A 24,008-nucleotide genomic window follows, 5' to 3' on the forward strand; every position below is an offset into this window, starting at 1 on the left:
CAGTTATCTCCTTCCCTCTCGAGCATCAGGCACAATAACGATCGATCCATCGTCAGCAGGATCGTACACCGATGCGCGCAAGCCAAAGATTGATCGCAAATTCTCTGAAGTCATCACTTCAGCGGGGGTTCCCGCACTTTCAATGACGCCGTCGCGCATCGCCACAAGGTGGTGGGCAGCGCGGGCAGCGAGATTGAGCTCGTGAAGAACCATCACCATGGTGGTCCCCCGCTCTTCGTTTAGCTCGCAGAGCAGATCGAGAAGCTCAACCTGGTGCGCTAAATCCAAATAGGTGGTGGGCTCATCAAGTAGCAGGATGTCTGTTTCTTGAGCCAACGCCATAGCAATCCATACACGCTGACGCTGACCACCGGAAAGTTCAGTCACCTGTTTTTCAGCCAAATCCATGGTGTGGGTAGCCTGCAATGCCCAAGCCACAGCTTCATCATCTTCTGCGCTGTTACGTTTGAAAAGTCCCTGGTACGGAAAGCGACCGCGAGATACAAGATCTGCAACAGTGATTCCGTCCGGTGCAATCGGAGCCTGCGGTAGCAATCCCACCGTGCGCGCAAACTCTTTCGAGGGGTAGCTGTGGATGCTTTTGCCATCCAACAAAATCTCACCGTTTTCAGGCTTTAACAGCTTAGAAATACCGCGCAGGAGCGTCGATTTTCCGCAACCGTTCGCACCGATAATAGCGGTCATTTGCCCGGCAGGAATCTCTAATGAAAGATCCTTGACAATAGTTTTTGCGCCGTAGCCGAGGCTCACGTTGTTGAGGGTAAGTTGTCTGTGCTGTGCCGTTTTCACTAGCCTGCCTCTTTCTGAGCGCGAACGAGTAACCAGATAAGAATGGGGGCGCCAAAGATGCCTGTCAGAACTCCTACAGGCATGGAGCCTGAGGCGATGTAGTTTGACGCGATGAAATCGGCAAGAAGGACGATGAAGGCGCCAACCAGTGCCGATGCGGTAAGACTATGGGCGCCGCCTATTAGCCTTCGCGCAATGGGGCCAGAGACAAAAGCTACAAAGGCAATAGGGCCTGTAGCAGCGGTAGCTACTGCCGCCAACAAAACACCCAGAACAATGAAAATCCACCGCGTGATCGCAACGTTGAGCCCCAGGCTATGGGCGAGTTCCTCCCCCACCGCTATCGCGTGAAGACGAGAATGCAGCACCACCACAAATGGAACAATCACGGCTAACACCAGGAGCAGAATCGAGATTCGATCCCAGTTAGCTGACGATAAGGAACCCGTCATCCACAGAGCAGCCGACGACGCCGAGTTCAGGTTCATGCGAGAAATCAAATAGTTGATGATAGAACCTGCTAAGGCCGAGACACCAATGCCCATCAAAATAAACCGGTGACCCACGTTGCCGCGTCCTGACGACAGCGCCATAATTCCCACGGCAATCAGGAGCGAAAAAACAACTGCAAAGATAGAGAGCGAAAAACCGGTAGCTCCCCAATAGACAATGCCGAGCACAGCTCCCAAAGAAGCACCGGTACTAATACCGATAACGTCCGGGGAAGCCAATGGATTACGCAAAAGCAGCTGAAAAATAGCGCCGGATGCGCCAAAGGCCATACCGACCAGTAACCCAAGGACAGCCCGCGGCAGCTTATCTTCCATAACAATAAACCGGGCACCGCGTGCACCCTCAACAGTGCCACCCTGAAGAATGGTCAAAAAATCAGGAAAAGTAACGGTGTAAGACCCTAAAAGGACGCGCATCAAAAAGACAGCGAGCACGGCAACAGCAAGCACCGCAATAGCCCGACGGGGGCGTCGATGCGACCTCGTGCGAAGGTCCTTGACACGCTGGGCGGGCGACGAGTTGTGAGTCGTGAAAGCCGGCATTAGAGATCAACCGCCTTCTGAAAACGAACAAGGTAGAGAAAGACGGGCACGCCTACCAGCACCATAGTGACGCCTACCTGAACTTCTTCAGGCGGCATAATGACGCGTCCTACGGTATCTGCAACCATCAGCAACACTGCGCCAAACACTGCAGACAACGGAATGATCAGACGATAATCGGGGCCAACCAACGCACGCAAGGCATGCGGTGCCATCAGCCCCAAAAACGCGATAGGCCCGGTCATCGACGTAGCGGTTCCGCACAGAAGCGTGATACCGATAAAAATGATGAAGCGCTTCAAAGCAACATTTTCGCCCAGTGACGCCGCCATATCATCGCCCAAAGCAAAGTTATTAATGGTTTTAGAACTGAACACCAGAATGAGTGCACCGGCAATCAGCATAAAAATACCCGGGAAGAAATTTTCCATCGATGCGCCAGCAACGGTGCCCAGCTGCCACATCCGCAAAGAATCCAGGGCGTCGCTAAACTGCAAAATGAAAGCCGAGGTAAAAGAGCCTAGACCGGCAGAAATAGCAGCACCCATCAGCGCAAGCTTAACCGGCGTTGCACCATCGCGCCCAATCGATGCCAGCGCATAGACAAGAACCGACGTCACGGCCGCGCCTACGAACGCCAAGATAGCAAAGGACGCGGGTGACTCCATCCCCAGAAAAGCAATGCCGAACACCACGGCAAAAGCAGCACCCGAGTTGACGCCGAGGATGCCAGGATCACCCAGCGGATTACGAGTGACACCCTGCATTCCAGCACCAGCCAGCGCTAGGGCAGCTCCAATTGTTGCAGCCCACAAAGTGCGCACTAAACGCTGATCAATAATCGCAGCTTCCATATCGGGCACAGGTCGCTTCAACAAGAAATCAGCGAAAACCCCCACCCCAATGGTTCGAGTGCCAATCAGCACCGATGCCACAACAGCAAGACCAAAGAGTAGCAAAAGGGTAAGCATCACCGGCACCTGCCGCGACTTAGCAGATGTTATTTTGCGTGCTCGCCGTTGTTGCTTCTGGCGGGTCAAAGATGAAATCACAAAGAGACCTTGAGAGAAAACACCAAGGCTACCGCTGGGGTAATCCGCGGCAGCCTTGGTTTTTAGAGTGTATAGTTACGCAGCTTTTTTGGTGTTTTCGACTGCCTTTGACATGTTGTCAAGCACGTCGGTTTCATTCACTGCCCACAGTAGTGACAGCGGTGACGTTGCAGAAAGAGCCAAGCCGAAAGTCTTGTCGCTTTCGAAGACTACCGCGTCGTTCTTGAGGGCAGGCATCTGAGCGAAGAGCTTGTTGTCTTTGGTCTTCTGAATATCTTCTTCAGTTTCGGTCCATGCCCATACAGCGTCAGCTTCTAGCTGGTCGATGACCTCTGCCGAGACGTTAACGAAGAATGAGTCAGCGCCGCCTTCGTGCTCCTTAATGTAAGGGGCTAGTTCCATGCCCATCAGGCTGAAGAAGCGAGGACGCGCGTCCGATGAGGTGTACGCACCGAAGGTATTCTGCTTGTTGTCAAAAGCGCCGGCGATGAAGGTTGCGCCCTGCAGGTTTTCGTATTCAGCGGCCTTGTCTTTGAGCTGCTTCTCGGTGTCTTCGATAACCTTCTTGGCGTCATCTTCCTTCTTCAGCATCTTGCCGGCCATTTCTACGGTCTGCTGCCATGATGCCGCCCAGGAGCCAACGCCTTCAGGTGCGGGAACAACGGGCGCGATTTCGGTGAGCTTATCGTAGATTTCCTGGCTCATATCGCCGTAAGGAGAGAAGATAGCATCGGGCTCGAGCTTTGCCAACTCTTCGTAGTTGGGGCCATCAGTTTCGTCGTAACGCGTGGGCTGTTCGCCGCCGAGTTCCTCCAGCTTCTTATCGAACCATGGAGTTGACTGGTTGTCATTGCCACCCCAAGAAACGATGGGAGCGCCAACGGGAACAACACCCAGTGACAAAAGCGCATCGGGGTTCTGCCAGAACTGTACTACCGCAATTTTCTGAGGTACGGAATCGAACGTAGTCTCGCCAAATGCGTGCTTGACGGTGTAGGGGCCGCTTTCAACAGAGGAGTTTGAGGTGGATTCGTCGTTGGATCCGGTTGAGCAACCTGCCAAAATGGTTGCGGCAGCTGTTGCCGCTGCAGCTTTCAAAAATGCACCGCGTGAAATGACGACCATGTCTGGGGCTCCTTGTAAGAGGCTTAATGAGTACGAAGAAAGAGTGTGCTTAGGTATGCCTAATTCATCAACAAGGTTAGCCGCGGTGAGGGTATTTGAGCAAATTTTTATGACTAAATTACTTATTTTCTTGCTGACGGCCTGTCACCAACCAGACCCTGCGAGTAAACGCCCATATCGCAGCCGGTTTTGAGAGAAACAGAAGATACAAAAAGGGTGGACGCACCTGCTACAGTACGTCCACCCTGTGGAAGGAATAGGCTCTTATACTCCTAGTCCTTGCGCGTTCAATTGCTGACGCATCATCGGCGATACTGTCTTGGCGTAAGACTTAGAAATATGGTTGTGGTCGATATACACGTAAATATTTCCAATCAGCGGAGTACATACGCCATCGGGACAGTAGTATTCCGTCAAATCCACACCAAACACACCGGGGTTAGAGTCAATCAGCTCTTGCGCCGGGTTAGTTGCAGCAAGTTTCTCTGACACAGGAGCAGAACATACGCCTGTATCGTTGGCATGCAACTGAGCGCAGTTATACAGATCTTCTGTATACCGCGGGTTATCGCGCAGGGCAATCACATTAATACCGGCGTCCGTCAACTTTTGCACCGTCTCTTCAATTCCAGGAATCAAAACCTCCTGGTTAGATCCTGGCTGTGCAGCTGTTACCAGCATCAGCACGTTGTCCGGTCGTTCACGAAGAATTTCCTGCATAGCCTGTTTGCGGAAGGTGTTACAGTCTTGCTCCGGTGAATCTAGCACCACGGTGAAGTGGCATCCGCCAAGCAAGAAAGCGCGCATATTGCTCTGGTTGTCCTCAGCAATAGGACGATAGGACGCCAGAGCCTGCTCGGCATGAGAGTCACCCACCACTACGGTGAGAGGTTCATCTTCGCTTCCCCAGGAGTCTTCGGCACAGTACTTTTCCAGGCCCGATGGCATAGAAGATGCGTCGGAGCACTGTTGCGTCAGACCGTCGAACTGACTTTGAGGATTGGATGCGGGAATCGGCGGGTAGGCATAGAGAGCAGGCTCGCCATTCTGGATAGCGGCAGCGCCGGGAAATTCGTCTGTTCCTGCACCGGTCTCTGCTAGCTGCTCCATTCTGGAGTCTCGGTCTGTCACCCAGTTCTGGGCAACAGCTATGGGACCGCCGATAAGGGCCAAACAAGCGATCACAGTAATGATAGGACGAATCCACGGGTTATTGGTGCGCCATGAGGATGCGGGCTTGGCAGCCCATGGAGCGGTGGTGTCTTTTTTCTGAGCGCGGGTGGTTTTGCCGCCGCGTAGTGGTTGCTCCACAAACCGATGCAACACCCACGCCAAACCAACAGCCACACCAATAATCAACGCACCATCAACCACACCAGCATGCGGCTTATTCGTAAACACCATATACAAAATCAACAACGGCCAATGCACCAAATACAGCGCATACGCAGACTCACCCACCCACAACAACGGACGAGACATCAAAATACGATCCACACCAAAACGCGACTCAGTATTGCCGGCCAACATCACCAAAGCACCCGAAACAATCGGCCACAACGCCAAATACCCCGGAAAACCAGTCTCCACCGGCAAAACCATACCAGCAGAAACCAAACCAACAACACCAACCCAGCCCATCACAATACGCAAAACACGAGGAGCCTTCCACAACATCGACCCCATCGCAATCAAGGTACCAGCAGCAAACTCCCACAAACGAGCACGAGTATCAAAATACGCAAAAGCCTGCTGAGTCTGAGTCGAAATAACCGACCACGTCAGTGAGGCAACAAAGACCGTACCAAAAACCATCAGGGCAGAACCCATCAAGTTAAAACGGAACTTACGCACCAACAAAGCCACAATGGCAAAAAGAATAGGCCAAAGGAAGAAAATCTGCCCCTGCATCGACAGCGACCAAAAATGCTGAAACGGAGTCTTCAGTGTCGCGTTTTGCTGATAATAATCCACCGCACTAAACGCCAAATGCCAGTTCTGGTAGTAGAGCAAGGACGCTTTAGCATCAGCAACCATAGCAGCAAAACGTGAGGCTGGCATGATGAAATAGCTCGCCAAAAGTGTCAACAGTAGAACCACACCGGCGGTGGGCATCAGACGCTGGAACACATGCAACCAGTACTTGATCAGGTTCAGTGGTTTGTGTTCGTTGATTTTGCGCAGGTTAGATAGGGACAGGAGGAAAGCTGAGACGAGTAGGAAGACGTCGACGCCGCCGGAGACTTTGCCGAACCAGACGTGGTACATCACGACCAGGAGTACCGCCAGGGCGCGTAGGCCTTGGACTTCGGGGCGGAAGCCGCGGGTTTCGAGGTAGGTCCCCAGCGGCTTTCTACGCCTTGTTTTTTCTGCTGTGCTCATATCAATCCGTATTCCCCAGTAGGCTGATCTTGCAAACCCAAAATAAAAAATCCTGATATACGCCAGCTCAAAAGATGGGCATACCAGGATTCTTAGTGGTGTAGAAAACTTGTGCGCTTAACGTCTATACGTTGCAGTGCTCAAACGTTCTCTATCCTGCGTGGTTACTTTATCACGCAATTATTTTGTACTTCCGTGAATCGCAGTGCGCTTTTAGGCACACACCGCCTTCAACTTAGAGGACAAGCCCCTGCTCTTCTAGCTGCTGACGCATCATCGGAGCCAAGGTTTTTCCATATGACTTAGAAATATGGTTGTCATCCAAGTACATGTAGATATTGCCAATCAGCGCCTGACACTGACCGTCCGGGCAGTAGTAATCGGTCAAGTCAACGCCGAAAACTCGGGGGTTGCTGTCAATGATTTCCTGTGAAGGATTAACAGCCGCCATCTTGTCTTCTACACGACTCGAGCACTCCTGCGGGTTGCGCTCATTGAGCTGTGCACAGTCGTACATGTTCTGGGTTGAACGCGGGTTATCGCGCAGAGCTATCACGTTAATACCGGCGTCCGTGAACTGACGGATAGCAGCGTCCATTCCCTCAGGAACAGTTTCATTGTTGCTTGCCGGGTCAGTCACCGTAGTCATCAGCAGCACGTTATCTGGCTGTTTAGAGAGGATCTCATCAACGACGTGCGAGTTGAGGTAAGCGCATTCCTCATCGGCATTGGGCTCATCAGGGAACCGGCAACCGCCCAGGTGGTAATCGACGACGTTGCTACCGGCGTCTTCAGCGATTTTGCCAATCATTGCAAGTGACTGACCGGTGTGTGAAGCACCTACAACAGCGGTCAGCGGCGCATCTTCCGGTCCATTGACTGACTGCTCGCATCCGGCTTGAAGCTGCGGGTCGGAGGACGCCAAGAAGTCCGTGCACTGCTCGTTGAAGTCAGCGTACTGGCTCAGCGGATCAGCTGCCGGAATCGGAGGGTACTTATAGCTCGATGAGCCTTGACCTTCAAGGGCTAAAGCACCGGGGAAATCAGCGGTACCCGCACCGGTCTCTGCTAGCTGTTCCATGCGCGCGTCACGGTTGGTGACGTATGCTTGAGCAGCAGCGATTGGCCCACCAATGAGAGCCAGGCAGGCAAGCACGGTTGCAATGGGGCGCACCCAGGGATTGTTGGTGGCAAAACGTGAGCGGCGGGATGACGCACCCTTTTTACGTGCCTTGGAGTCGCGGCTACCGCGTAGTGGTTGCTCCACAAACCGATGCAACACCCACGCCAAACCAACAGCCACACCAATAATCAACGCACCATCAACCACACCAGCATGCGGCTTATTCGTAAACACCATATACAAAATCAACAACGGCCAATGCACCAAATACAGCGCATACGCAGACTCACCCACCCACAACAACGGACGAGACATCAAAATACGATCCACACCAAAACGCGACTCAGTATTGCCGGCCAACATCACCAAAGCACCCGAAACAATCGGCCACAACGCCAAATACCCCGGAAAACCAGTCTCCACCGGCAAAACCATACCAGCAGAAACCAAACCAACAACACCAACCCAGCCCATCACAATACGCAAAACACGAGGAGCCTTCCACAACATCGACCCCATCGCAATCAAGGTACCAGCAGCAAACTCCCACAAACGAGCACGAGTATCAAAATACGCAAAAGCCTGCTGAGTCTGAGTCGAAATAACCGACCACGTCAGTGAGGCAACAAAGACCGTACCAAAAACCATCAGGGCAGAACCCATCAAGTTAAAACGGAACTTACGCACCAACAAAGCCACAATGGCAAAAAGAATAGGCCAAAGGAAGAAAATCTGCCCCTGCATCGACAGCGACCAAAAATGCTGAAACGGAGTCTTCAGTGTCGCGTTTTGCTGATAATAATCCACCGCACTAAACGCCAAATGCCAGTTCTGGTAGTAGAGCAAGGACGCTTTAGCATCAGCAACCATAGCAGCAAAACGTGAGGCTGGCATGATGAAATAGCTCGCCAAAAGTGTCAACAGTAGAACCACACCGGCGGTGGGCATCAGACGCTGGAACACATGCAACCAGTACTTGATCAGGTTCAGTGGTTTGTGTTCGTTGATTTTGCGCAGGTTAGATAGGGACAGGAGGAAAGCTGAGACGAGTAGGAAGACGTCGACGCCGCCGGAGACTTTGCCGAACCAGACGTGGTACATCACGACCAGGAGTACCGCCAGGGCGCGTAGGCCTTGGACTTCGGGGCGGAAGCCGCGGGTTTCGAGGTAGGTCCCCAGCGGCTTTTTCTTCGGGGGGACGTTGGGTGATGTACTCATATGTTTGCTGCGTATCTCCACTGTTTTAGACCTGAGGTCAAAAAGCAAAAACCCTGATACTCATCTTTGGTGAAAGTGTGAGTATCAGGATTTCGACTATGAAAAGAGCCCCCTACCGGATTCGAACCGGTGGCCCCCTGTTTACAAGACAGGTGCTCTGGCCAGCTGAGCTAAGGAGGCGTGGGCAATGCATCATTCATCATACAGATTTTTGGTGCGTTGCGCATTATTGTGCGTATCACGCTCGATTTATGTGAGGGTAAAGACGCGCGCGTTGATATCGCGTATGAGCTCTTCATCGTGCGAGGCAACTACGAGCACACCGCCTGCTTGCGTAAAGCTGTTGAGCAACCCCACGAGCGTCTGGTAATCCTGGGGGCTCAACGATGCGCTGGGCTCGTCTAAGGCCAGAACAGATGGGGCGGATGCGAGTGCGCACGCGACTGCCAATAGTTGCTGAGCTGAGTTAGAGAGGTCGTAGGGGTTCTCTGCTGCAGAACTTTCAAGGTCGAAAGACTGTAGTAGCTGGTGCCCGTAGTCCTTTCCGTCAGATGTCCCTGCAGTGATTTCGCGTTCCACGCTGGTGGTTAGAATCTGGTATCTCGGTTGTTGCGTTGCCAAGCTGATGAGTTGAGGTCGTCTCTTGGTTTTTGTCCGTGCTACGTCCTGCTCTCCTACCCGTACGCGTCCTGATTTCGGTTTCGCTATTCCTGCCAGTGTCTTAAGCAGGGTGCTTTTACCAGAACCGTTTGCGCCTGTCAGTGCCAGGCTTTCCCCCGGCGCCACCTCAAGTGTTACGCCAGAAAGCAAGGTTTGACCGGTGCGTTTGCTCCAGCGCGCCGAAGGAACGGGTACCTCAAGATTTTCAGCGACTAAAGCAGCGGGATCAAGACGCCACTTAATGCTTTGCTGGTCGGCAGGTGCGTGCTCAAAGACTTCTTCAACGATGCTTGTGGCGAGGGCTCGTTCATCCTCACCGACGCGGGCGGGATTGCTCCACATAAGTTCCCCGCGATACTGCTCCATCAGCGCTAATGCCCGTTGCCGAGCACTAGCATCCAACCCGACTAAGGGATTTTCGAGAAACAGAGCAGTGCTTTTGATCGTGAAGATGCTCGCTAGCGCCACCAACTGCGTCTGACCGCCAGAAAGCCCCAGCGGGTGCTTTCCCAGAAGATATGTGATTCCTAATTTTTCACTCACCTCGTGAACGCTCTGACGCATGGCATCTCTATTCGATGCGGTGAGCTCAACGCCGTAGGCAATCTCATCCTCGACGGTATCTGCCAGCCCGCTAATGTTGGCATACGGATTAGCTTGCAGAACCAATGCTTCAGGATGCTCTGCTAAAAACTCAGCGCGAGCGTCCTGTCCCTCGCCGAGAACCAGAACTTTTCGGTGCCTCATGCAAGAATCCCCCATATACATGTACAGATGCCGCACGCCCCCACGATCCAACGCAGAACACGTTGCAGTTGGGTGTCCGGGTAAGCCCGCAGGAAAACACGTTCGCCGGGCCTATCGAGTCCTCGTTGTTCTAACGACTGAGCACGGTCTTCATGCTCCAAAAGAATGAGATTGATGAGCGTACCGATGCTAGTGAGCGCCAGCTTGCTCCGTGAAAACACGGTAGAATCATCCAGCCCTCTCCGAACCTGGCTCTCCCTCACCAGCCCCACATAACGCGACAGCAAAACCGGCGCGTTCATTGAGGTCACCAGCAGATAGATGAGCCGGGAGGGCAGTTTCCAATCAGTAAGTGCCCACCGCAGCTCTCCTGCACTCACGGGTAAGAACGCGATAGCGCAGGCGGTACCGAAGTTGAGGATCTGCAGGCCGAGAGTTGCTCCGTAAAGAATGCCCTCTTTGCTCAAACGAAAATTTAGAAAGCTCGCAGGAGTCCACTGCGCATAAATAGTCTGTGCACCAACAAAGCTCACAGCTTGAATGCAAAACGCTGTTACAGCTACCGGGCCTACACCCAGTAGAACATAGCGCCCATAGGCGTGGAGTTTTCCGCTCCACGCCACAACGCATATCAGCAGTAAAAGAAGTACTGCCCGCGCTCCAATGTCTAGGGATATCAAAGCCAGCGGAACAGCAGAGAGGCCCAGAACTAGCCAGGTTTTAGGGTTTATCGAAAATCTATCGATTCTCATCGTGTAGTACTAAAGCGATCTTTCACGCGCTGGGGAATCCCACGCCCGAGGACCCACACAATAAGGAACACAGCGGCTTTATCAATGGTGTCTGAAAGAACTGATTGCAAGGTAGTTGCCGCGAAAAGCGATTGGCCGGTAGCTTGCAGGGTTGCAACGATTGAACCTGTGCCCACGCCCATACCGCCACCGTAGACGTATGCTGCAACAGGGGCTCCCACGAATCCAGCGATAACACCTACGAAAGCGCCGGCGATAAGAGCTTTCCACCAGCGCTGAAAGAATCCCGCGCGAGCCGCGTAGCCGGCCAACAAACCAATGAGGGCTGCACCGCCAGCAAAAGGAATGGTGGTGGGATTGATGGTAAGGCCCCACGCAATGTTAGTTAGTGCACCGGTCATAGCACCCGCGGCAGGGCCGGCAAGGTAACCGATAAGAACGGTTGCAATAGTGTCAAGATATAGCGGAATCGGAGAGATACCTACGATTTGTCCGAGCACAATGTTGATAGCAGCCGCAAAAGGAATCAGGGCAATGATCGAAAGAGGAATCCGTTTAATGTTGCCCAGGATAATAAGTAGCGCACCAATGAAATAGCCAAGCACTAGCGGCATTGCGATGTTGCCGGATGTTGCCTCTTGCTGACCTTGGTGGCTCAGTAATGTCCATACGTAAGTTATCACCATCAGCAGTGCGCCGATGATAGTGAGTACGCGGTCTTTTACTGAAGTGGTCGAGTGATTACCGAGACCCGCCTCTGATGATGCGAGCCTCTGCCCAGACATAGTCCGAGATACCATAGTGTCTCTTCTTTCTAAAGGTTAGCGAGCGTACGCTGCTCGCACGGTGTGAATATAGTGGGCGAAAAACTTTTCTGGTTCTGTAGACGTAAGGACGCGTCCGTTAGGTTCTCTACCCCAGCGTCCTAGCCAGTCAGCGATAGTTTGCCCGCGTGTTAGTTTACCGTCTAGTTCAACGTCGAGTACTGTCTGCGTTGAGCTACCCAGTATGTGAGCATCCGTATCTCCAATATCTTGCAGGGCATCGTTGATTGCTAAAGCGGTGACGTATGGATCGTGGACGTGCGCAATATAGCCCAGCCCATCGCTTTCGTGGAATTGCATATAAAATTCCAGTGCCTGGTCTACTGCTTCAAGTACGGTGCCTCCGCCTGCTACGAGTGCTTGACGATGCCCTGGAGTCATCACTATAGATTCTGTGCAATCCAGGGGACACAGAACAGGGTAATGCGAGAGTCCCGGTTGCGAGTAGGCTCGTAGGACGCTGTGCAGTGCTTCGGGATCTGAGTGGACGTTCCATTCGGTGGTAGGCATGGTGTTGCCTCGGTGGTTGATGGCCCCGCCCATAATGTACAGAGCTTTGAGCTTCTGCACAATGCTGGGATTTTGTTGGAGGGCTAAAGCTAGGTTTGTTGTCGGGCCAAGCACAATGCCGATCATCTCACCGGGATGCTGGCTGACTGTATCTATCCATAGCCGTGCACCTTCACCGTGGGATTTTCCAGTTGGGGTTGTGCGGTCTGGAAGCTTAGCGTAGCCTACTCCCCTCGGCCCGTGCGTTTCGGGTGTGGTTTCTAGTTCTTGAGCTAGCGGATGCGCGGCGCCCAGTTCCCACGGAATTTCTTGTCGCCCGGCGAGTTCCAGGATTCCGCGGATATTCCGTGCCACTTGTTCTGTGGTTGTGTTTCCTCCCGATGCCACAAGACCTTTGATTTTAACTTGAGGATGCGCCAGCGCATAGGTAAGTGCAAGCAGGTCATCGATACCGGGGTCGCAGTCTATAAGAACATTGATGTGTTCCATGGGTGTTCTACTTTCAAAAAGCGGAGATACAAAAGGGCAGCTACTATCGTAAGTTTACGATGAGTAGCTGCCCCTACCTCAAGTATTGAGTTATGCCTGCTTCTTTTCGATGATCTGGTTAACCCAGTCTTCGAAAGCGTCAGGTGAAGTGTTGAACTGCTGGCCGTCCGCGTAAACGGTCGGGGTGCCTGCAACACCGTTAGTTGATGATTCGCTGGTTACTACGTTGACCAGCGGACGCCATGAGCCGTCCTTCATATCTGACTTGATGTCAGCGCCGTGGCTTGATGCGATATCTTCGATCTCACCATCGTTGAGGCCGCCCTGGCCCTGGTGGGTGAAGATTTCCTTCTGGTATTCGAGGAAGTCATCGGTTGAGAGCTGGTTTGCTACTGAGTAAGCCGCGTTTGCTGAGCGAGCTGAGTAGAAAGTGGGTGATGACTGGTCGAGGTAAGTAACGTTGCGAATTTCAAGAGTAATCTTGCCGTCGTCGATGAGCTTCTTGAGCACATCAGCGTTGTCACGTTCGAACTCTGCACAGTGAACGCAGTTGTAGTCCTGGAAGATTGTTACGCGTACAGGTTGCCCGTTTGCGGATGCTTGTTCAGCGGTCTCTACACCAAGTGGTAGGTCGGTATCTGACTTACGCAAGTTGTTAATATCTACTGAGTCAACGGTTGCGGTGTCTTTTTGGATGCCGTCATTGGTAAGAACGATGCCGCCGAAGTCGTTGGAGCTTGAAGGTAGCGGACCTGAGTCTGCGATGTCGTTGCTTCGTGTATTGATCACAACAAATGCGATCATTGCGACGATGGCAGCGACGATAGCTAGAACAGCGAGCTGAATCCAGCGACGGTTCTTTTTAGACTTATTGTTTCGTTGAGACTGTTTTGCGGCTACTGCACGTGCGGCAACGCGGGGGTCAGTCTTTTGAGGGGTCTTGTTGTCTTTCGACACGAGGCTTATCTCTTTCTTATGGCACTTGTGACTATCTATAAGACTAGCGGAAAAGAGAGAGTAGCTTCTATATAAGACTTATTTTCTCTGAAAACTTTTAGGTGCTCTGGAGCTTACTCAGAAGCTGTTGATGAGTGTTTGTGTTTAGGGTTCGGGTAGCTTGTAGGGTGGACGCGAGTGTCTGTGTGGTCTTAGTGCATGTAAAAATAGTTCCCTAGCCTGATGGCTAGGGAACTATAAAGTCTTTAAACGAAAAAGCGACTCCCTAAAGAATCGCTCAATCATTATTAATAAAAAACCCGCGGTGACCTACTCTCCCACACCCTCCAAAGTGCAGTACCATCAGCGCAAAGAGCCTTAACTACTGGGTTCGGGATGGAACCAGGTGTTTCCCTCTCGCTATAACCACGGAAAACCTAACAAACCCCAAAACAACAGGGCAGCGGGATTATTACCCGAAAACCGCATAGTGGACGCAACAACAACCAAACAACTATTCATACCAACCACCAAAAAATGATTGAAAAGTAAGCCTTCGACCTATTAGTACCAGTCAACTCCACACCTCTTCAGTCGGCGCTTCCATACCTGGCCTATCAACCCCATCATCTATAGGAAGTCTCACACAGCACAACACTGCCAGGAAATCTCATCTCGAAACAGGCTTCCCGCTTAGATGCTTTCAGCGGTTATCCCTCCCGAACGTAGCCAATCAGCCATGCACCTGGCGGTACAACTGACATACCAGAGGTTCGTCCGTCCCGGTCCTCTCGTACTAAGGACAGCCTTTCTCAAATTTCCAACGCACGCAGCGGATAGGGACCGAACTGTCTCACGACGTTCTGAACCCAGCTCGCGTACCGCTTTAATGGGCGAACAGCCCAACCCTTGGGACCAACTCCAGCCCCAGGATGCGACGAGCCGACATCGAGGTGCCAAACCATGCCGTCGATATGGACTCTTGGGCAAGATCAGCCTGTTATCCCCGAGGTACCTTTTATCCGTTGAGCGACGGCCATTCCACAATGTACCGCCGGATCACTAGTCCCGACTTTCGTCCCTGCTCGACCTGCCAGTCTCACAGTCAAGCTCCCTTGTGCACTTACACTCAACACCTGATTGCCAACCAGGCTGAGGGAACCTTTGGGCGCCTCCGTTACTCTTTAGGAGGCAACCGCCCCAGTTAAACTACCCATCAGGCACTGTCCCTGAACCAGATCATGGCCCGAAGTTAGACATCCAGAATGACCAGAGTGGTATTTCAACAACGACTCCACGAACACTAGCGTGCCCGCTTCAACATCTCCCACCTATCCTACACAAGCCACACCGAACGCCAATACCAAACTATAGTAAAGGTCACGGGGTCTTTCCGTCCTGCTGCGCGTAACGAGCATCTTTACTCGTACTGCAATTTCGCCGAGTTCATGGTTGAGACAGTAGGGAAGTCGTTACTCCATTCGTGCAGGTCGGAACTTACCCGACAAGGAATTTCGCTACCTTAGGATGGTTATAGTTACCACCGCCGTTTACTGGGGCTTAAATTCTCAGCTTCGCACATAAATGCTAACCAATCCTCTTAACCTTCCAGCACCGGGCAGGAGTCAGTCCGTATACATCGTCTTACGACTTCGCACGGACCTGTGTTTTTGATAAACAGTCGCTTCCCCCTGGTCTCTGCGACCCATACACGCTCCAAGCAGCAAGTGCCCTTCACGCTCAAGGTCCCCCTTCTCCCGAAGTTACGGGGGCATTTTGCCGAGTTCCTTAACCATGATTCTCTCGATCGCCTTAGTATTCTCTACCTGATCACCTGTGTCGGTTTAGGGTACGGGCAACTAGAACCTCACGCCGATGCTTTTCTCGACAGCATAGGATCACCAAATCCCCCACAAACGGGGTCCCATCACATCTCAGGCAAACACGGCCGCATTTAACAAACCGATACCCTACATGCTTAGACCACGACAACCATCGCGTGGCTTGGCTACCTTCCTGCGTCACACCTGTTAATACGCTTACCGCCACAAATCGGGTCCCACAACCCACGATAAGCTCCCCTTGAAAAACAAGAGGTTACAAACCGCTTCGCATGGTTAGCATCAAAGTCTTGGTATGGACGGTTCTTCGTCGGTACGGGAATATCAACCCGTTATCCATCGACTACGCCTGTCGGCCTCGCCTTAGGCCCCGACTAACCCAGGGCAGATTAGCTTGACCCTGGAACCCTTGATCATCCGGCGCACGGGTTTCTCACCCGTGATTCGCTACTCATGCCTGCATTCTCACTCGCATACCCTCCACCACTGGTTTACACCGCAGCTTCACCGGATACACGACGCTCCCCTACCCAACATACAAAACGTACATTGCCATAACTTCGGTGGTGTACTTGAGCCCCGCTACATTATCGGCGCAGAATCACTTGACCAGTGAGCTATTACGCACTCTTTCAAGGATGGCTGCTTCTAAGCCAACCTCCTGGTTGTCTAAGCAACTCCACATCCTTTCCCACTTAGCACACGCTTAGGGACCTTAGTTGATGGTCTGGGCTGTTTCCCTCTCGACAATGAAGCTTATCCCCCACTGTCTCACTGCTACACTCTCACTTACCGGCATTCGGAGTTTGGCTGACGTCAGTAACCCTGTGGGGCCCATCGGCCATCCAGTAGCTCTACCTCCGGCAAGAAACATGTAACGCTGCACCTAAATGCATTTCGGGGAGAACCAGCTATCACAGAGTTTGATTGGCCTTTCACCCCTATCCACAGCTCATCCCCTCCATTTTCAACTGAAGTGGGTTCGGTCCTCCACCACGTCTTACCGTAGCTTCAACCTGGCCATGGATAGATCACTCCGCTTCGGGTCTAGATCCTGCCACTCAAACGCCCTATTCAGACTCGCTTTCGCTACGGCTACCCCACACGGGTTAACCTCGCGACAGAACACTAACTCGCAGGCTCATTCTTCAAAAGGCACGCTGTCACCCCAAAAGGCTCCAACGGCTTGTAAGCACACGGTTTCAGGTACTATTTCACTCCCCTCCCGGGGTACTTTTCACCATTCCCTCACGGTACTGATCCGCTATCGGTCATCAGGAAGTATTTAGACTTACCAGGTGGTCCTGGCAGATTCACACGAAATTCCACGAGCTCCGTGCTACTCGGGTGGTCACACATGCGGCGTGCCAAATTTCAGGTACGGGACTCTCACCCTCTCCGGCCGTCCATCCCAAGACGTTCCCCTATCCAACACAACATCACAACAGCAGCCAGTTAGAACTGCAACGGTAACTCCCACAACCCCCATGATGCAACGCCTAACCGCTATCACACACCACAGGTTTAGTCTCATCCGCTTTCGCTCGCCACTACTCACAGAATCATTACTTTATTTTCTCTTCCAGCAGGTACTGAGATGTTTCACTTCCCCGCGTTCCCCCCAACCAGCCTATACATTCAACTGGTGGTAACTAATATCACTACTAGCCAGGTTTCCCCATTCGGAAATCCTCGAATCAACGTCCTGTTATCGACTCCCCGAGGCTTATCGCAGATTCACACGTCCTTCATCGGCTCCTGATGCCAAGGCATCCACCGTGTGCCCTTAATGACTTACAAAACACACAAATAATCAAAGAATAAAATCTAAGTTGTTACAAAATCATGAAAACACCAAACAAACAATAAAAATCATTCGCTCACAGTTTCCAGAAGATGCTCGCGTCCACTATACAGTTCTCAAACAACAACCCACACACACAACTCAAAACAACCACCAACGATCATTCATCATCACGCGCCAGGCAAACAACAGGATAAACAAACCAAACGATTTGCTACCCCAAAACCCAACAGTATGCTCCGCTACGCCACCACAACGCGACGCCAAAAAACTAAATGCAATATTCCACCCATGAGCAAACCCAATGTCCAACACTCGTGAACAAACTAGGCCAACCAAAATGTTGTGCTCCTTAGAAAGGAGGTGATCCAGCCGCACCTTCCGGTACGGCTACCTTGTTACGACTTAGTCCCAATCGCCAGTCCCACCTTCGACGACTCCCTCCAAAAAGGTTAGGCCATCGGCTTCGGGTGTTACCAACTTTCGTGACTTGACGGGCGGTGTGTACAAGGCCCGGGAACGTATTCACCGCAGCGTTGCTGATCTGCGATTACTAGCGACTCCGACTTCATGGGGTCGAGTTGCAGACCCCAATCCGAACTGAGACCGGCTTTTTGGGATTAGCTCAACCTCACAGTATCGCAACCCTTTGTACCGGCCATTGTAGCATGCGTGAAGCCCAAGACATAAGGGGCATGATGATTTGACGTCATCCCCACCTTCCTCCGAGTTGACCCCGGCAGTCTCCTATGAGTCCCCACCATCACGTGCTGGCAACATAGAACGAGGGTTGCGCTCGTTGCGGGACTTAACCCAACATCTCACGACACGAGCTGACGACAACCATGCACCACCTGTATACCAGCCCCGAAGGGAAACCCTATCTCTAGGGGTGTCCAGTATATGTCAAGCCTTGGTAAGGTTCTTCGCGTTGCATCGAATTAATCCGCATGCTCCGCCGCTTGTGCGGGCCCCCGTCAATTTCTTTGAGTTTTAGCCTTGCGGCCGTACTCCCCAGGCGGGGCACTTAATGCGTTAGCTACGGCGCGGAAAACGTGGAATGTCCCCCACACCTAGTGCCCAACGTTTACGGCATGGACTACCAGGGTATCTAATCCTGTTCGCTCCCCATGCTTTCGCTTCTCAGCGTCAGTTACAGCCCAGAGACCTGCCTTCGCCATCGGTGTTCCTCCTGATATCTGCGCATTCCACCGCTACACCAGGAATTCCAGTCTCCCCTACTGCACTCTAGTTAGCCCGTACCCACTGCAAACCCGGAGTTAAGCCCCGGGCTTTCACAGCAGACGCGACAAACCGCCTACAAGCTCTTTACGCCCAATAATTCCGGACAACGCTCGCGCCCTACGTATTACCGCGGCTGCTGGCACGTAGTTAGCCGGCGCTTCTTCTGCAGGTACCGTCACTTTCGCTTCTCCCCTGCTGAAAGAGGTTTACAACCCGAAGGCCGTCATCCCTCACGCGGCGTCGCTGCATCAGGCTTGCGCCCATTGTGCAATATTCCCCACTGCTGCCTCCCGTAGGAGTCTGGGCCGTGTCTCAGTCCCAGTGTGGCCGGTCACCCTCTCAGGCCGGCTACCCGTCGTCGCCTTGGTGAGCCATTACCTCACCAACAAGCTGATAGGCCGTGAGCCCATCTAAAACCAGTACAAACCCTTTCCACACAGATTTCATGCGAAACTGTGTCATATCCGGTATTAGACCTCGTTTCCAAGGCTTATCCCAGAGTCAAAGGCAGGTTACTCACGTATTACTCACCCGTTCGCCACTAATCCAACCAGTGCAAGCACCGGTCTTCATCGTTCGACTTGCATGTGTTAAGCACGCCGCCAGCGTTCGTCCTGAGCCAGAATCAAACTCTCCGTTGAAAAACAAAAAAGAATGATAACTGTTATAGCTCAAAATAAAACAAACCATCACTTACACCCACGAGGCGGGCGCACTCACCGTGCTTAATGGTGAGACAAAGAGCGATGATCATAGCTGTCAATTATGAAAACCAAAGTTATCAAAATATAAATAAATAATTTGGTATCACATAAAGTTCTTTATAAACAAAGCACACTATTGAGTTCTCAAGCAACAAACCACCTCAACAACCACAACCCCACGCTCGGTGAGTCTTGCTCGTGTTGAGCAGTCAATTCTGTTATCATGTCACCCGCTCTCGCAGGCAACTCGTCTAGCTTACCAGGATCATCACCGCCATGCAACCCGAATCCATATGATCCGCACCACACTGTTTGCTACCAACACATCAACCACAACAGGACCAACACGCCGTCACAAACCAGCAACAACAACCCTATAAACTTCTCAAAACCACCGTCTGACTAGGAGCTTTACTCACTCCCTCGCCGCGACGACTCATACAACTATACGCATACCAAAACCCCTCCGCAACTTGAAATGCGGTGGTCTGCATTACTTACAAGTTTGTAATTATATCAAAATACCTAGTCAGAGCAAGATTAACTCTAAAAAAGTTTTTTGAAAAACTTTGAAAACAGTTGTTTAGCCTAACCAAATAGCCGTTTTAGTGCTCCGCAACACTAATCTGAGTCACTTTTAGCGTCCTCATTGCCTTCTGTGCAGTCTCTACAGGCTCAGAAAACAAAACGAGAGCTCAGCGCGACCCTTTATCAGGCGTCCACCGAACTCTCGTCTTCATATTTACTTTTTCGCTGCGCGGCGACGGGATACCTCGTACAAGGTGATACCCACAGCCATCGACGCATTCAACGACTCCATTGCAGAGTCAATCGGAATAGAAACAATCTGATCGCAGTTCTCAGTTACCAATCGAGAAAGACCCTTACCCTCAGAACCAACAACAACCATCAACGGTTCTGATGCAAGCTCCATCTGAGGAAGATCAATATCTCCCCCACCATCAAGACCGACCACAAAGATGCCAGCATCCTTAGCCTGCTGAATAACTCGAGTCAGGTTAGTAGCCTTTGCAACAGGAATACGAGCAGCAGCACCCGAAGAAGTCTTCCATGCTGAAGCAGTCACAGCAGCTGAACGACGCTCAGGAATAATCACGCCATCACCACTGAACGCTGACACGCTACGAATAATCGCGCCCAGGTTACGAGGATCAGTAATGCCATCCAACGCAACAAACAAAGGAGGAGTCTGCATCTTGCCATCATGCCAGCGATCCATGACATCAAGAACCAAGTTGCCCGCATCCGAGTATTTATAAGGAGGAACCTGCAAGGCAACACCCTGGTGCACTGCACCTTCAGTCAAACGGTCCAGCTCGCTACGAGAAATCTCAAGCATCGGCAGGCCGTTCTTATTCGCCTCAGTCATAATGTCGCGGACGCGGTCATCCACCTCAATACGGCTCATCACGAACAAGTGCTTAGCAGGAATATCAGTCTGCAACGCCTCAAGCACTGAATTGCGGCCGGTCACCAGTTCCTCAGAAGTGCGCTTACCACCCAAGCGTGAACGCTTAGTAGCGGTGGTACCCGTAGCAGCACGACGCTCAGCGGCGCGCTTCATCTTATATGCCTTATGGTAGACGCGGTCCTCAGCCTTAGGAGTAGGACCCTTACCTTCAAGTGCCTTACGACCGTGACCACCGGTGCCCTTAGAAGGGCCCTTCTTCTTAGTAGTAGCGCCAGGACGCTTACCAGCTTTAGCCATCTTCAAACCTTCTTTACACAGTGCAGAACACTCTGCACACTCAAAAACCTTTTACTTAGATTCTACGCAACAGACCACGTAGAACCGTTGGCGCTGTCCTTCACGGTGATTCCAGCGGCAGCCAATGAATCGCGAATCTCATCTGCGCGAGCCCAATCCTTTTCTGCACGAGCAGTTGCACGAGCCTCGATCAAAGACTGAACCAAAGAATCCAACGCTGTATGTTCAGCATTCGATGCGCCAGCCCCACTGACAGACATCAACGGCAACAGACCCAGCACACGAACCATGGCGTAGACCTGAGCAGCAATAGCTGATACGTCCTCACCCTTATTCAAGGCAGAATTACCGGCCCGAACACTTTCATGAAGCACTGCTAATGCCTGAGGAATGTTGAGGTCATCATCCATTGCCTGAGCAAAGGCATCTGGAACCTGCGCATCCTCGGTATGGAACTCAGCAGTGGCAGCAACAAAAGCCTCGATACGCTCAACGGACTTGGTAGCCTCAGCCAAAGAAGTGGGGCTGTAATCCAACACAGAGCGGTAATGCGCCTGACCCAAGTAATAACGCACTGCTAATGGACGCGCCTGCTCCAACATCTGTGCCGGTGACACTGTATTGCCGATGGACTTCGACATCTTCTCGCCCTCAAAAGTCACCAGACCGTTATGCAACCAGAAGTTCGCAAAACCATAGCCAGCTGCAGTTGACTGCGCCATTTCGTTCTCATGGTGAGGGAAACGCAAATCCAAACCGCCACCGTGAATATCGAAAGTCTCACCCAGGTATTTACCCGCCATAGCTGAGCACTCCAGATGCCAGCCGGGGCGACCGCGTCCCCACGGAGAATCCCACGACGCGGTAAAAGGCTCGCCGACCTTGTACCCCTTCCACAAGGCAAAGTCGCGAGGGTCTCGCTTACCACGAGGGTCCGCGTCGGGAGCGTCCTGCATATCTTCAACACTCTGATGCGTTAGAGCACCGTATTCCTGCCAGGAACGCACATCGAAATAGACATCACCAGAGTCATCCAAAGCAGGGTACGCATGACCGCGGTCAATAAGACGCTGAATAAGAGCAAACATCTCAGGAATATGACCGGTTGCGCGAGGCTCATACGTCGGAGGGTCAATAGCGAGCGCTGAATAAGCCTGCGCAAAAACCTTCTCAAAACGGTAAGCCAAAGCCCACCACTCTTCACGCTCAAACTCTCCCTCATAGCCTTCATCAAAAGACAAAGAGGAATTAGCCAGAATTTTATCGTCAATATCGGTTACGTTTCGGACAGTCGTCACCTTGAACCCGCGGTACGTCAACCAGCGCGAAAGCTGATCAAAAACCAAAGCTGAACGCACATGCCCGATATGCGGGGCGCCCTGAACGGTTGCGCCACAGTAATACAGGCGTGCCTCGCCGGGGTGTACCGGCGTAAAGTCGCGGACAGATGCTTCTCGAGTGTCATAAAAACGTAAAGTCACAGCACCAAGTTTACGCAAGATAAAGCGTGTTGTGCATTTTCACGAGAACAACATCGGTGATGGGTGGGCGAATCCACAAAGAAAACCAGAAGTTTTACCGGAAGATGGGCGGCATAGATATCCTTACCCGTGCACAATAGGTCTATGGTCAACACACAGGGACAAAAAGTAAAGGAACGCAACTCGCAACAACGCGTCCAAAGCCGCGAATCACCCCGCGCTCATCATGGCAGCGCGCGTCGGCTTTGTGGTATCGGGCATCCTGCACATCATGATTGGTTGGATAGCCTTTCGCATTGCAACAGGATCAGGTGGCGGCGAAGCCTCAAATTCCGGAGCAATGGCGCAGATCACCGCCACTCCCGGCGGACAGATTCTGCTGTGGATCATGACGGTGGGCCTGGTTGGGCTGGGACTATGGCGCATCGCTGAAGCGTTCGTAACTCCCGAAGCTAAAGACAAGGCAAAAAGCGCAATCGTGGGCGTTGTCTTTTTAGCTCTTTCATTCTCTACCCTCACCTTTGCTCGTGGCGGCTCAAGCTCAGACGGCAAGAAAGCATCATCAATTACCTCTACTGTGCTTGAAATGCCCGGCGGCAAGATTCTGATCGCATTAGCAGGTCTGATCATTATCGGCGTAGGTGCCTACGGTATTTTCAAGGGTGCTACCAAACGCTTTAAAAAAGACTTGGAAGCGGGTGCTCAGGGAGGTAACGTCGGCTCAGCTATTACCATCTCATGCATGGTTGGCTACATCGCGCGAGGTATCGCCTTTGCGGTCTTGGGCATCATGGTCATCTGGGCTACCCTGACCAGCGACCCTTCAAAAGCATCGGGTATGGACGCCGCGCTTCGCACCATCGGTTCTCAGCCCGTCGGGGTCGTTCTGCTCATCTTCACCGCACTAGGCTTTATTCTCTACGGTATTTACTCTATCGCACGAGCAAAATACACCAACGAGGTTTAACAACTTTTTAGACACACAGCGGGCACAAAGGCGGGGAACTCACCTACGAGTTCCCCGCCTTATCTTTTGTACCTACCTCTTATACACCAAAGCCGTTGCAATCGCGGCTACGCCCTCACCGCGTCCTGTCAGCCCCAGTCCATCAGTGGTAGTAGCGGTCACCGTAACCGGCGCTCCCGCCGCTTTGCTCAAAACACTGTTAGCTTCTTCTCGTCGCGACGAAAACTTAGGCTTATTACCAATGAGCTGAACAGCGATATTACCGACCTCGTACCCGCGACTACGGATAATCTCTACAGCTTCCGAAAGGATGCGAACACCAGAGGCACCCGCCATATCGGGGCGATCGACACCGAAGTTAGATCCAAGATCGCCGGTACCAGTTGCAGAAAACAGAGCATCAGCAGCGGCATGCGCCACAACATCACCATCAGAATGCCCCGAAAGACCAACGTAACCGGGCCATTCTAAACCTGCGACCCACAGCGGTGTAGATTCATCGGTATCAAAAGCGTGCACGTCTGTTCCCGTGCCAACAAGCGGTAAATTCATGG

At 52.2% G+C, this 24,008-nt stretch carries 15 protein-coding genes, 1 tRNA gene and 3 rRNA genes; 1 reads left to right on the forward strand and 18 read right to left on the reverse strand.

The genetic code is table 11. The features are described from left to right. Nucleotides 1-3: 3 nt before the first annotated feature. From IDM49_RS09660 to cysS, 17 genes are all read right to left on the reverse strand, one after another. Nucleotides 4-810: an ABC transporter ATP-binding protein gene (locus IDM49_RS09660; RefSeq protein WP_190724356.1), complete on the reverse strand. Its 807-nt coding sequence runs from the start codon at nt 808-810 to the stop codon at nt 4-6. Beyond that, the gene (locus IDM49_RS09665; RefSeq protein WP_190724357.1) at nt 810-1,865 is read right to left on the reverse strand and encodes a FecCD family ABC transporter permease; all 1,056 of its coding nucleotides are present in this window, start codon (nt 1,863-1,865) and stop codon (nt 810-812) included. The genes IDM49_RS09660 and IDM49_RS09665 overlap by 1 nt, the downstream gene beginning before the upstream one ends. Continuing rightward, nucleotides 1,865-2,917 (reverse strand): FecCD family ABC transporter permease, encoded by a 1,053-nt coding sequence (locus tag IDM49_RS09670; RefSeq protein WP_210729682.1) that lies wholly within the window; start codon nt 2,915-2,917, stop codon nt 1,865-1,867. Before IDM49_RS09670 ends, IDM49_RS09665 begins: the two co-directional genes overlap by 1 nt. A gap of 75 nt (nt 2,918-2,992) precedes the next feature. Beyond that, a complete protein-coding gene (locus tag IDM49_RS09675) occupies nt 2,993-4,042 on the reverse strand; it encodes an ABC transporter substrate-binding protein (protein ID WP_168615372.1) in 1,050 nt (349 codons plus the stop codon). A 264-nt stretch (nt 4,043-4,306) separates the two neighbouring features. Then, complete coding sequence (locus tag IDM49_RS09680) at nt 4,307-6,424, reverse strand: acyltransferase family protein (RefSeq protein ID WP_190724358.1); 2,118 nt, start codon at nt 6,422-6,424, stop codon at nt 4,307-4,309. A 235-nt stretch (nt 6,425-6,659) separates the two neighbouring features. Next, nucleotides 6,660-8,765: an acyltransferase family protein gene (locus tag IDM49_RS09685; RefSeq protein ID WP_190724359.1), complete on the reverse strand. Its 2,106-nt coding sequence runs from the start codon at nt 8,763-8,765 to the stop codon at nt 6,660-6,662. A gap of 106 nt (nt 8,766-8,871) precedes the next feature. Then, nucleotides 8,872-8,945 (reverse strand) — tRNA-Thr (locus tag IDM49_RS09690). A gap of 69 nt (nt 8,946-9,014) precedes the next feature. Beyond that, on the reverse strand, nt 9,015-10,172 hold the full coding sequence (locus tag IDM49_RS09695; protein WP_190724360.1) for an ATP-binding cassette domain-containing protein: 1,158 nt from the start codon (nt 10,170-10,172) through the stop codon (nt 9,015-9,017). Beyond that, nucleotides 10,169-10,924, reverse strand: coding sequence for an energy-coupling factor transporter transmembrane component T family protein (locus IDM49_RS09700; protein ID WP_190724361.1), 756 nt, complete (start codon nt 10,922-10,924; stop codon nt 10,169-10,171). Before IDM49_RS09700 ends, IDM49_RS09695 begins: the two co-directional genes overlap by 4 nt. Continuing rightward, complete coding sequence (locus IDM49_RS09705) at nt 10,921-11,724, reverse strand: ECF transporter S component (RefSeq protein WP_190724362.1); 804 nt, start codon at nt 11,722-11,724, stop codon at nt 10,921-10,923. Before IDM49_RS09705 ends, IDM49_RS09700 begins: the two co-directional genes overlap by 4 nt. A 21-nt stretch (nt 11,725-11,745) precedes the next feature. After that, nucleotides 11,746-12,747 carry a nucleoside hydrolase gene (locus IDM49_RS09710; RefSeq protein WP_190724363.1) on the reverse strand — a complete coding sequence of 334 codons (1,002 nt, stop codon included), beginning with the start codon at nt 12,745-12,747 and terminating at the stop codon, nt 11,746-11,748. 90 nt (nt 12,748-12,837) lie between these two features. Beyond that, the gene (locus IDM49_RS09715) at nt 12,838-13,704 is read right to left on the reverse strand and encodes a DsbA family protein (RefSeq protein ID WP_190724364.1); all 867 of its coding nucleotides are present in this window, start codon (nt 13,702-13,704) and stop codon (nt 12,838-12,840) included. A 296-nt stretch (nt 13,705-14,000) separates the two neighbouring features. Next, nucleotides 14,001-14,117, reverse strand: a 5S ribosomal RNA gene (gene rrf, locus IDM49_RS09720). Between the two features lie 110 nt (nt 14,118-14,227). After that, nucleotides 14,228-17,324: ribosomal RNA gene (locus tag IDM49_RS09725) — 23S ribosomal RNA — on the reverse strand. Nucleotides 17,325-17,684: 360 nt separating this feature from the next. Beyond that, a 16S ribosomal RNA gene (locus tag IDM49_RS09730) occupies nt 17,685-19,214 on the reverse strand. The 16S, 23S and 5S rRNA genes sit together here, the layout of an rRNA operon. Nucleotides 19,215-20,019: 805 nt before the next feature. Beyond that, nucleotides 20,020-21,006 carry a 23S rRNA (guanosine(2251)-2'-O)-methyltransferase RlmB gene (gene rlmB, locus IDM49_RS09735; protein WP_190724365.1) on the reverse strand — a complete coding sequence of 329 codons (987 nt, stop codon included), beginning with the start codon at nt 21,004-21,006 and terminating at the stop codon, nt 20,020-20,022. Nucleotides 21,007-21,068: 62 nt separating this feature from the next. After that, nucleotides 21,069-22,487 carry a cysteine--tRNA ligase gene (gene cysS, locus IDM49_RS09740; RefSeq protein WP_168614223.1) on the reverse strand — a complete coding sequence of 473 codons (1,419 nt, stop codon included), beginning with the start codon at nt 22,485-22,487 and terminating at the stop codon, nt 21,069-21,071. A gap of 226 nt (nt 22,488-22,713) precedes the next feature. On the opposite strand from cysS, the gene IDM49_RS09745 reads away from it, so the two are divergent. Beyond that, nucleotides 22,714-23,454 carry a DUF1206 domain-containing protein gene (locus tag IDM49_RS09745; RefSeq protein WP_190724366.1) on the forward strand — a complete coding sequence of 247 codons (741 nt, stop codon included), beginning with the start codon at nt 22,714-22,716 and terminating at the stop codon, nt 23,452-23,454. A 72-nt stretch (nt 23,455-23,526) separates the two neighbouring features. On the opposite strand, the gene ispF is transcribed toward IDM49_RS09745, so the two are convergent. Continuing rightward, complete coding sequence (gene ispF, locus IDM49_RS09750; RefSeq protein WP_168614221.1) at nt 23,527-24,006, reverse strand: 2-C-methyl-D-erythritol 2,4-cyclodiphosphate synthase; 480 nt, start codon at nt 24,004-24,006, stop codon at nt 23,527-23,529. Between the last annotated feature and the right edge of the window lie 2 nt (nt 24,007-24,008).

This window comes from Rothia terrae (assembly GCF_014705925.2).
In the GTDB taxonomy this organism is placed as follows: domain Bacteria; phylum Actinomycetota; class Actinomycetes; order Actinomycetales; family Micrococcaceae; genus Rothia; species Rothia terrae.

What these genes read in the sequence shown, in the direction of transcription:
- IDM49_RS09665 (WP_190724357.1), bottom strand. Translation starts at nt 1,865, where the DNA reads ATGCCGGCTTTCACGACTCACAACTCGTCGCCCGCCCAGCGTGTCAAG.
- IDM49_RS09675 (WP_168615372.1), bottom strand. Translation starts at nt 4,042, where the DNA reads ATGGTCGTCATTTCACGCGGTGCATTTTTGAAAGCTGCAGCGGCAACA.
- IDM49_RS09680 (WP_190724358.1), bottom strand. Translation starts at nt 6,424, where the DNA reads ATGAGCACAGCAGAAAAAACAAGGCGTAGAAAGCCGCTGGGGACCTAC.
- IDM49_RS09685 (WP_190724359.1), bottom strand. Translation starts at nt 8,765, where the DNA reads ATGAGTACATCACCCAACGTCCCCCCGAAGAAAAAGCCGCTGGGGACC.
- IDM49_RS09695 (WP_190724360.1), bottom strand. Translation starts at nt 10,172, where the DNA reads ATGAGGCACCGAAAAGTTCTGGTTCTCGGCGAGGGACAGGACGCTCGC.
- IDM49_RS09700 (WP_190724361.1), bottom strand. Translation starts at nt 10,924, where the DNA reads ATGAGAATCGATAGATTTTCGATAAACCCTAAAACCTGGCTAGTTCTG.
- IDM49_RS09705 (WP_190724362.1), bottom strand. Translation starts at nt 11,724, where the DNA reads ATGGTATCTCGGACTATGTCTGGGCAGAGGCTCGCATCATCAGAGGCG.
- IDM49_RS09710 (WP_190724363.1), bottom strand. Translation starts at nt 12,747, where the DNA reads ATGGAACACATCAATGTTCTTATAGACTGCGACCCCGGTATCGATGAC.
- rlmB (WP_190724365.1), bottom strand. Translation starts at nt 21,006, where the DNA reads ATGGCTAAAGCTGGTAAGCGTCCTGGCGCTACTACTAAGAAGAAGGGC.
- IDM49_RS09745 (WP_190724366.1), top strand. Translation starts at nt 22,714, where the DNA reads ATGGCAGCGCGCGTCGGCTTTGTGGTATCGGGCATCCTGCACATCATG.
- ispF (WP_168614221.1), bottom strand. Translation starts at nt 24,006, where the DNA reads ATGAATTTACCGCTTGTTGGCACGGGAACAGACGTGCACGCTTTTGAT.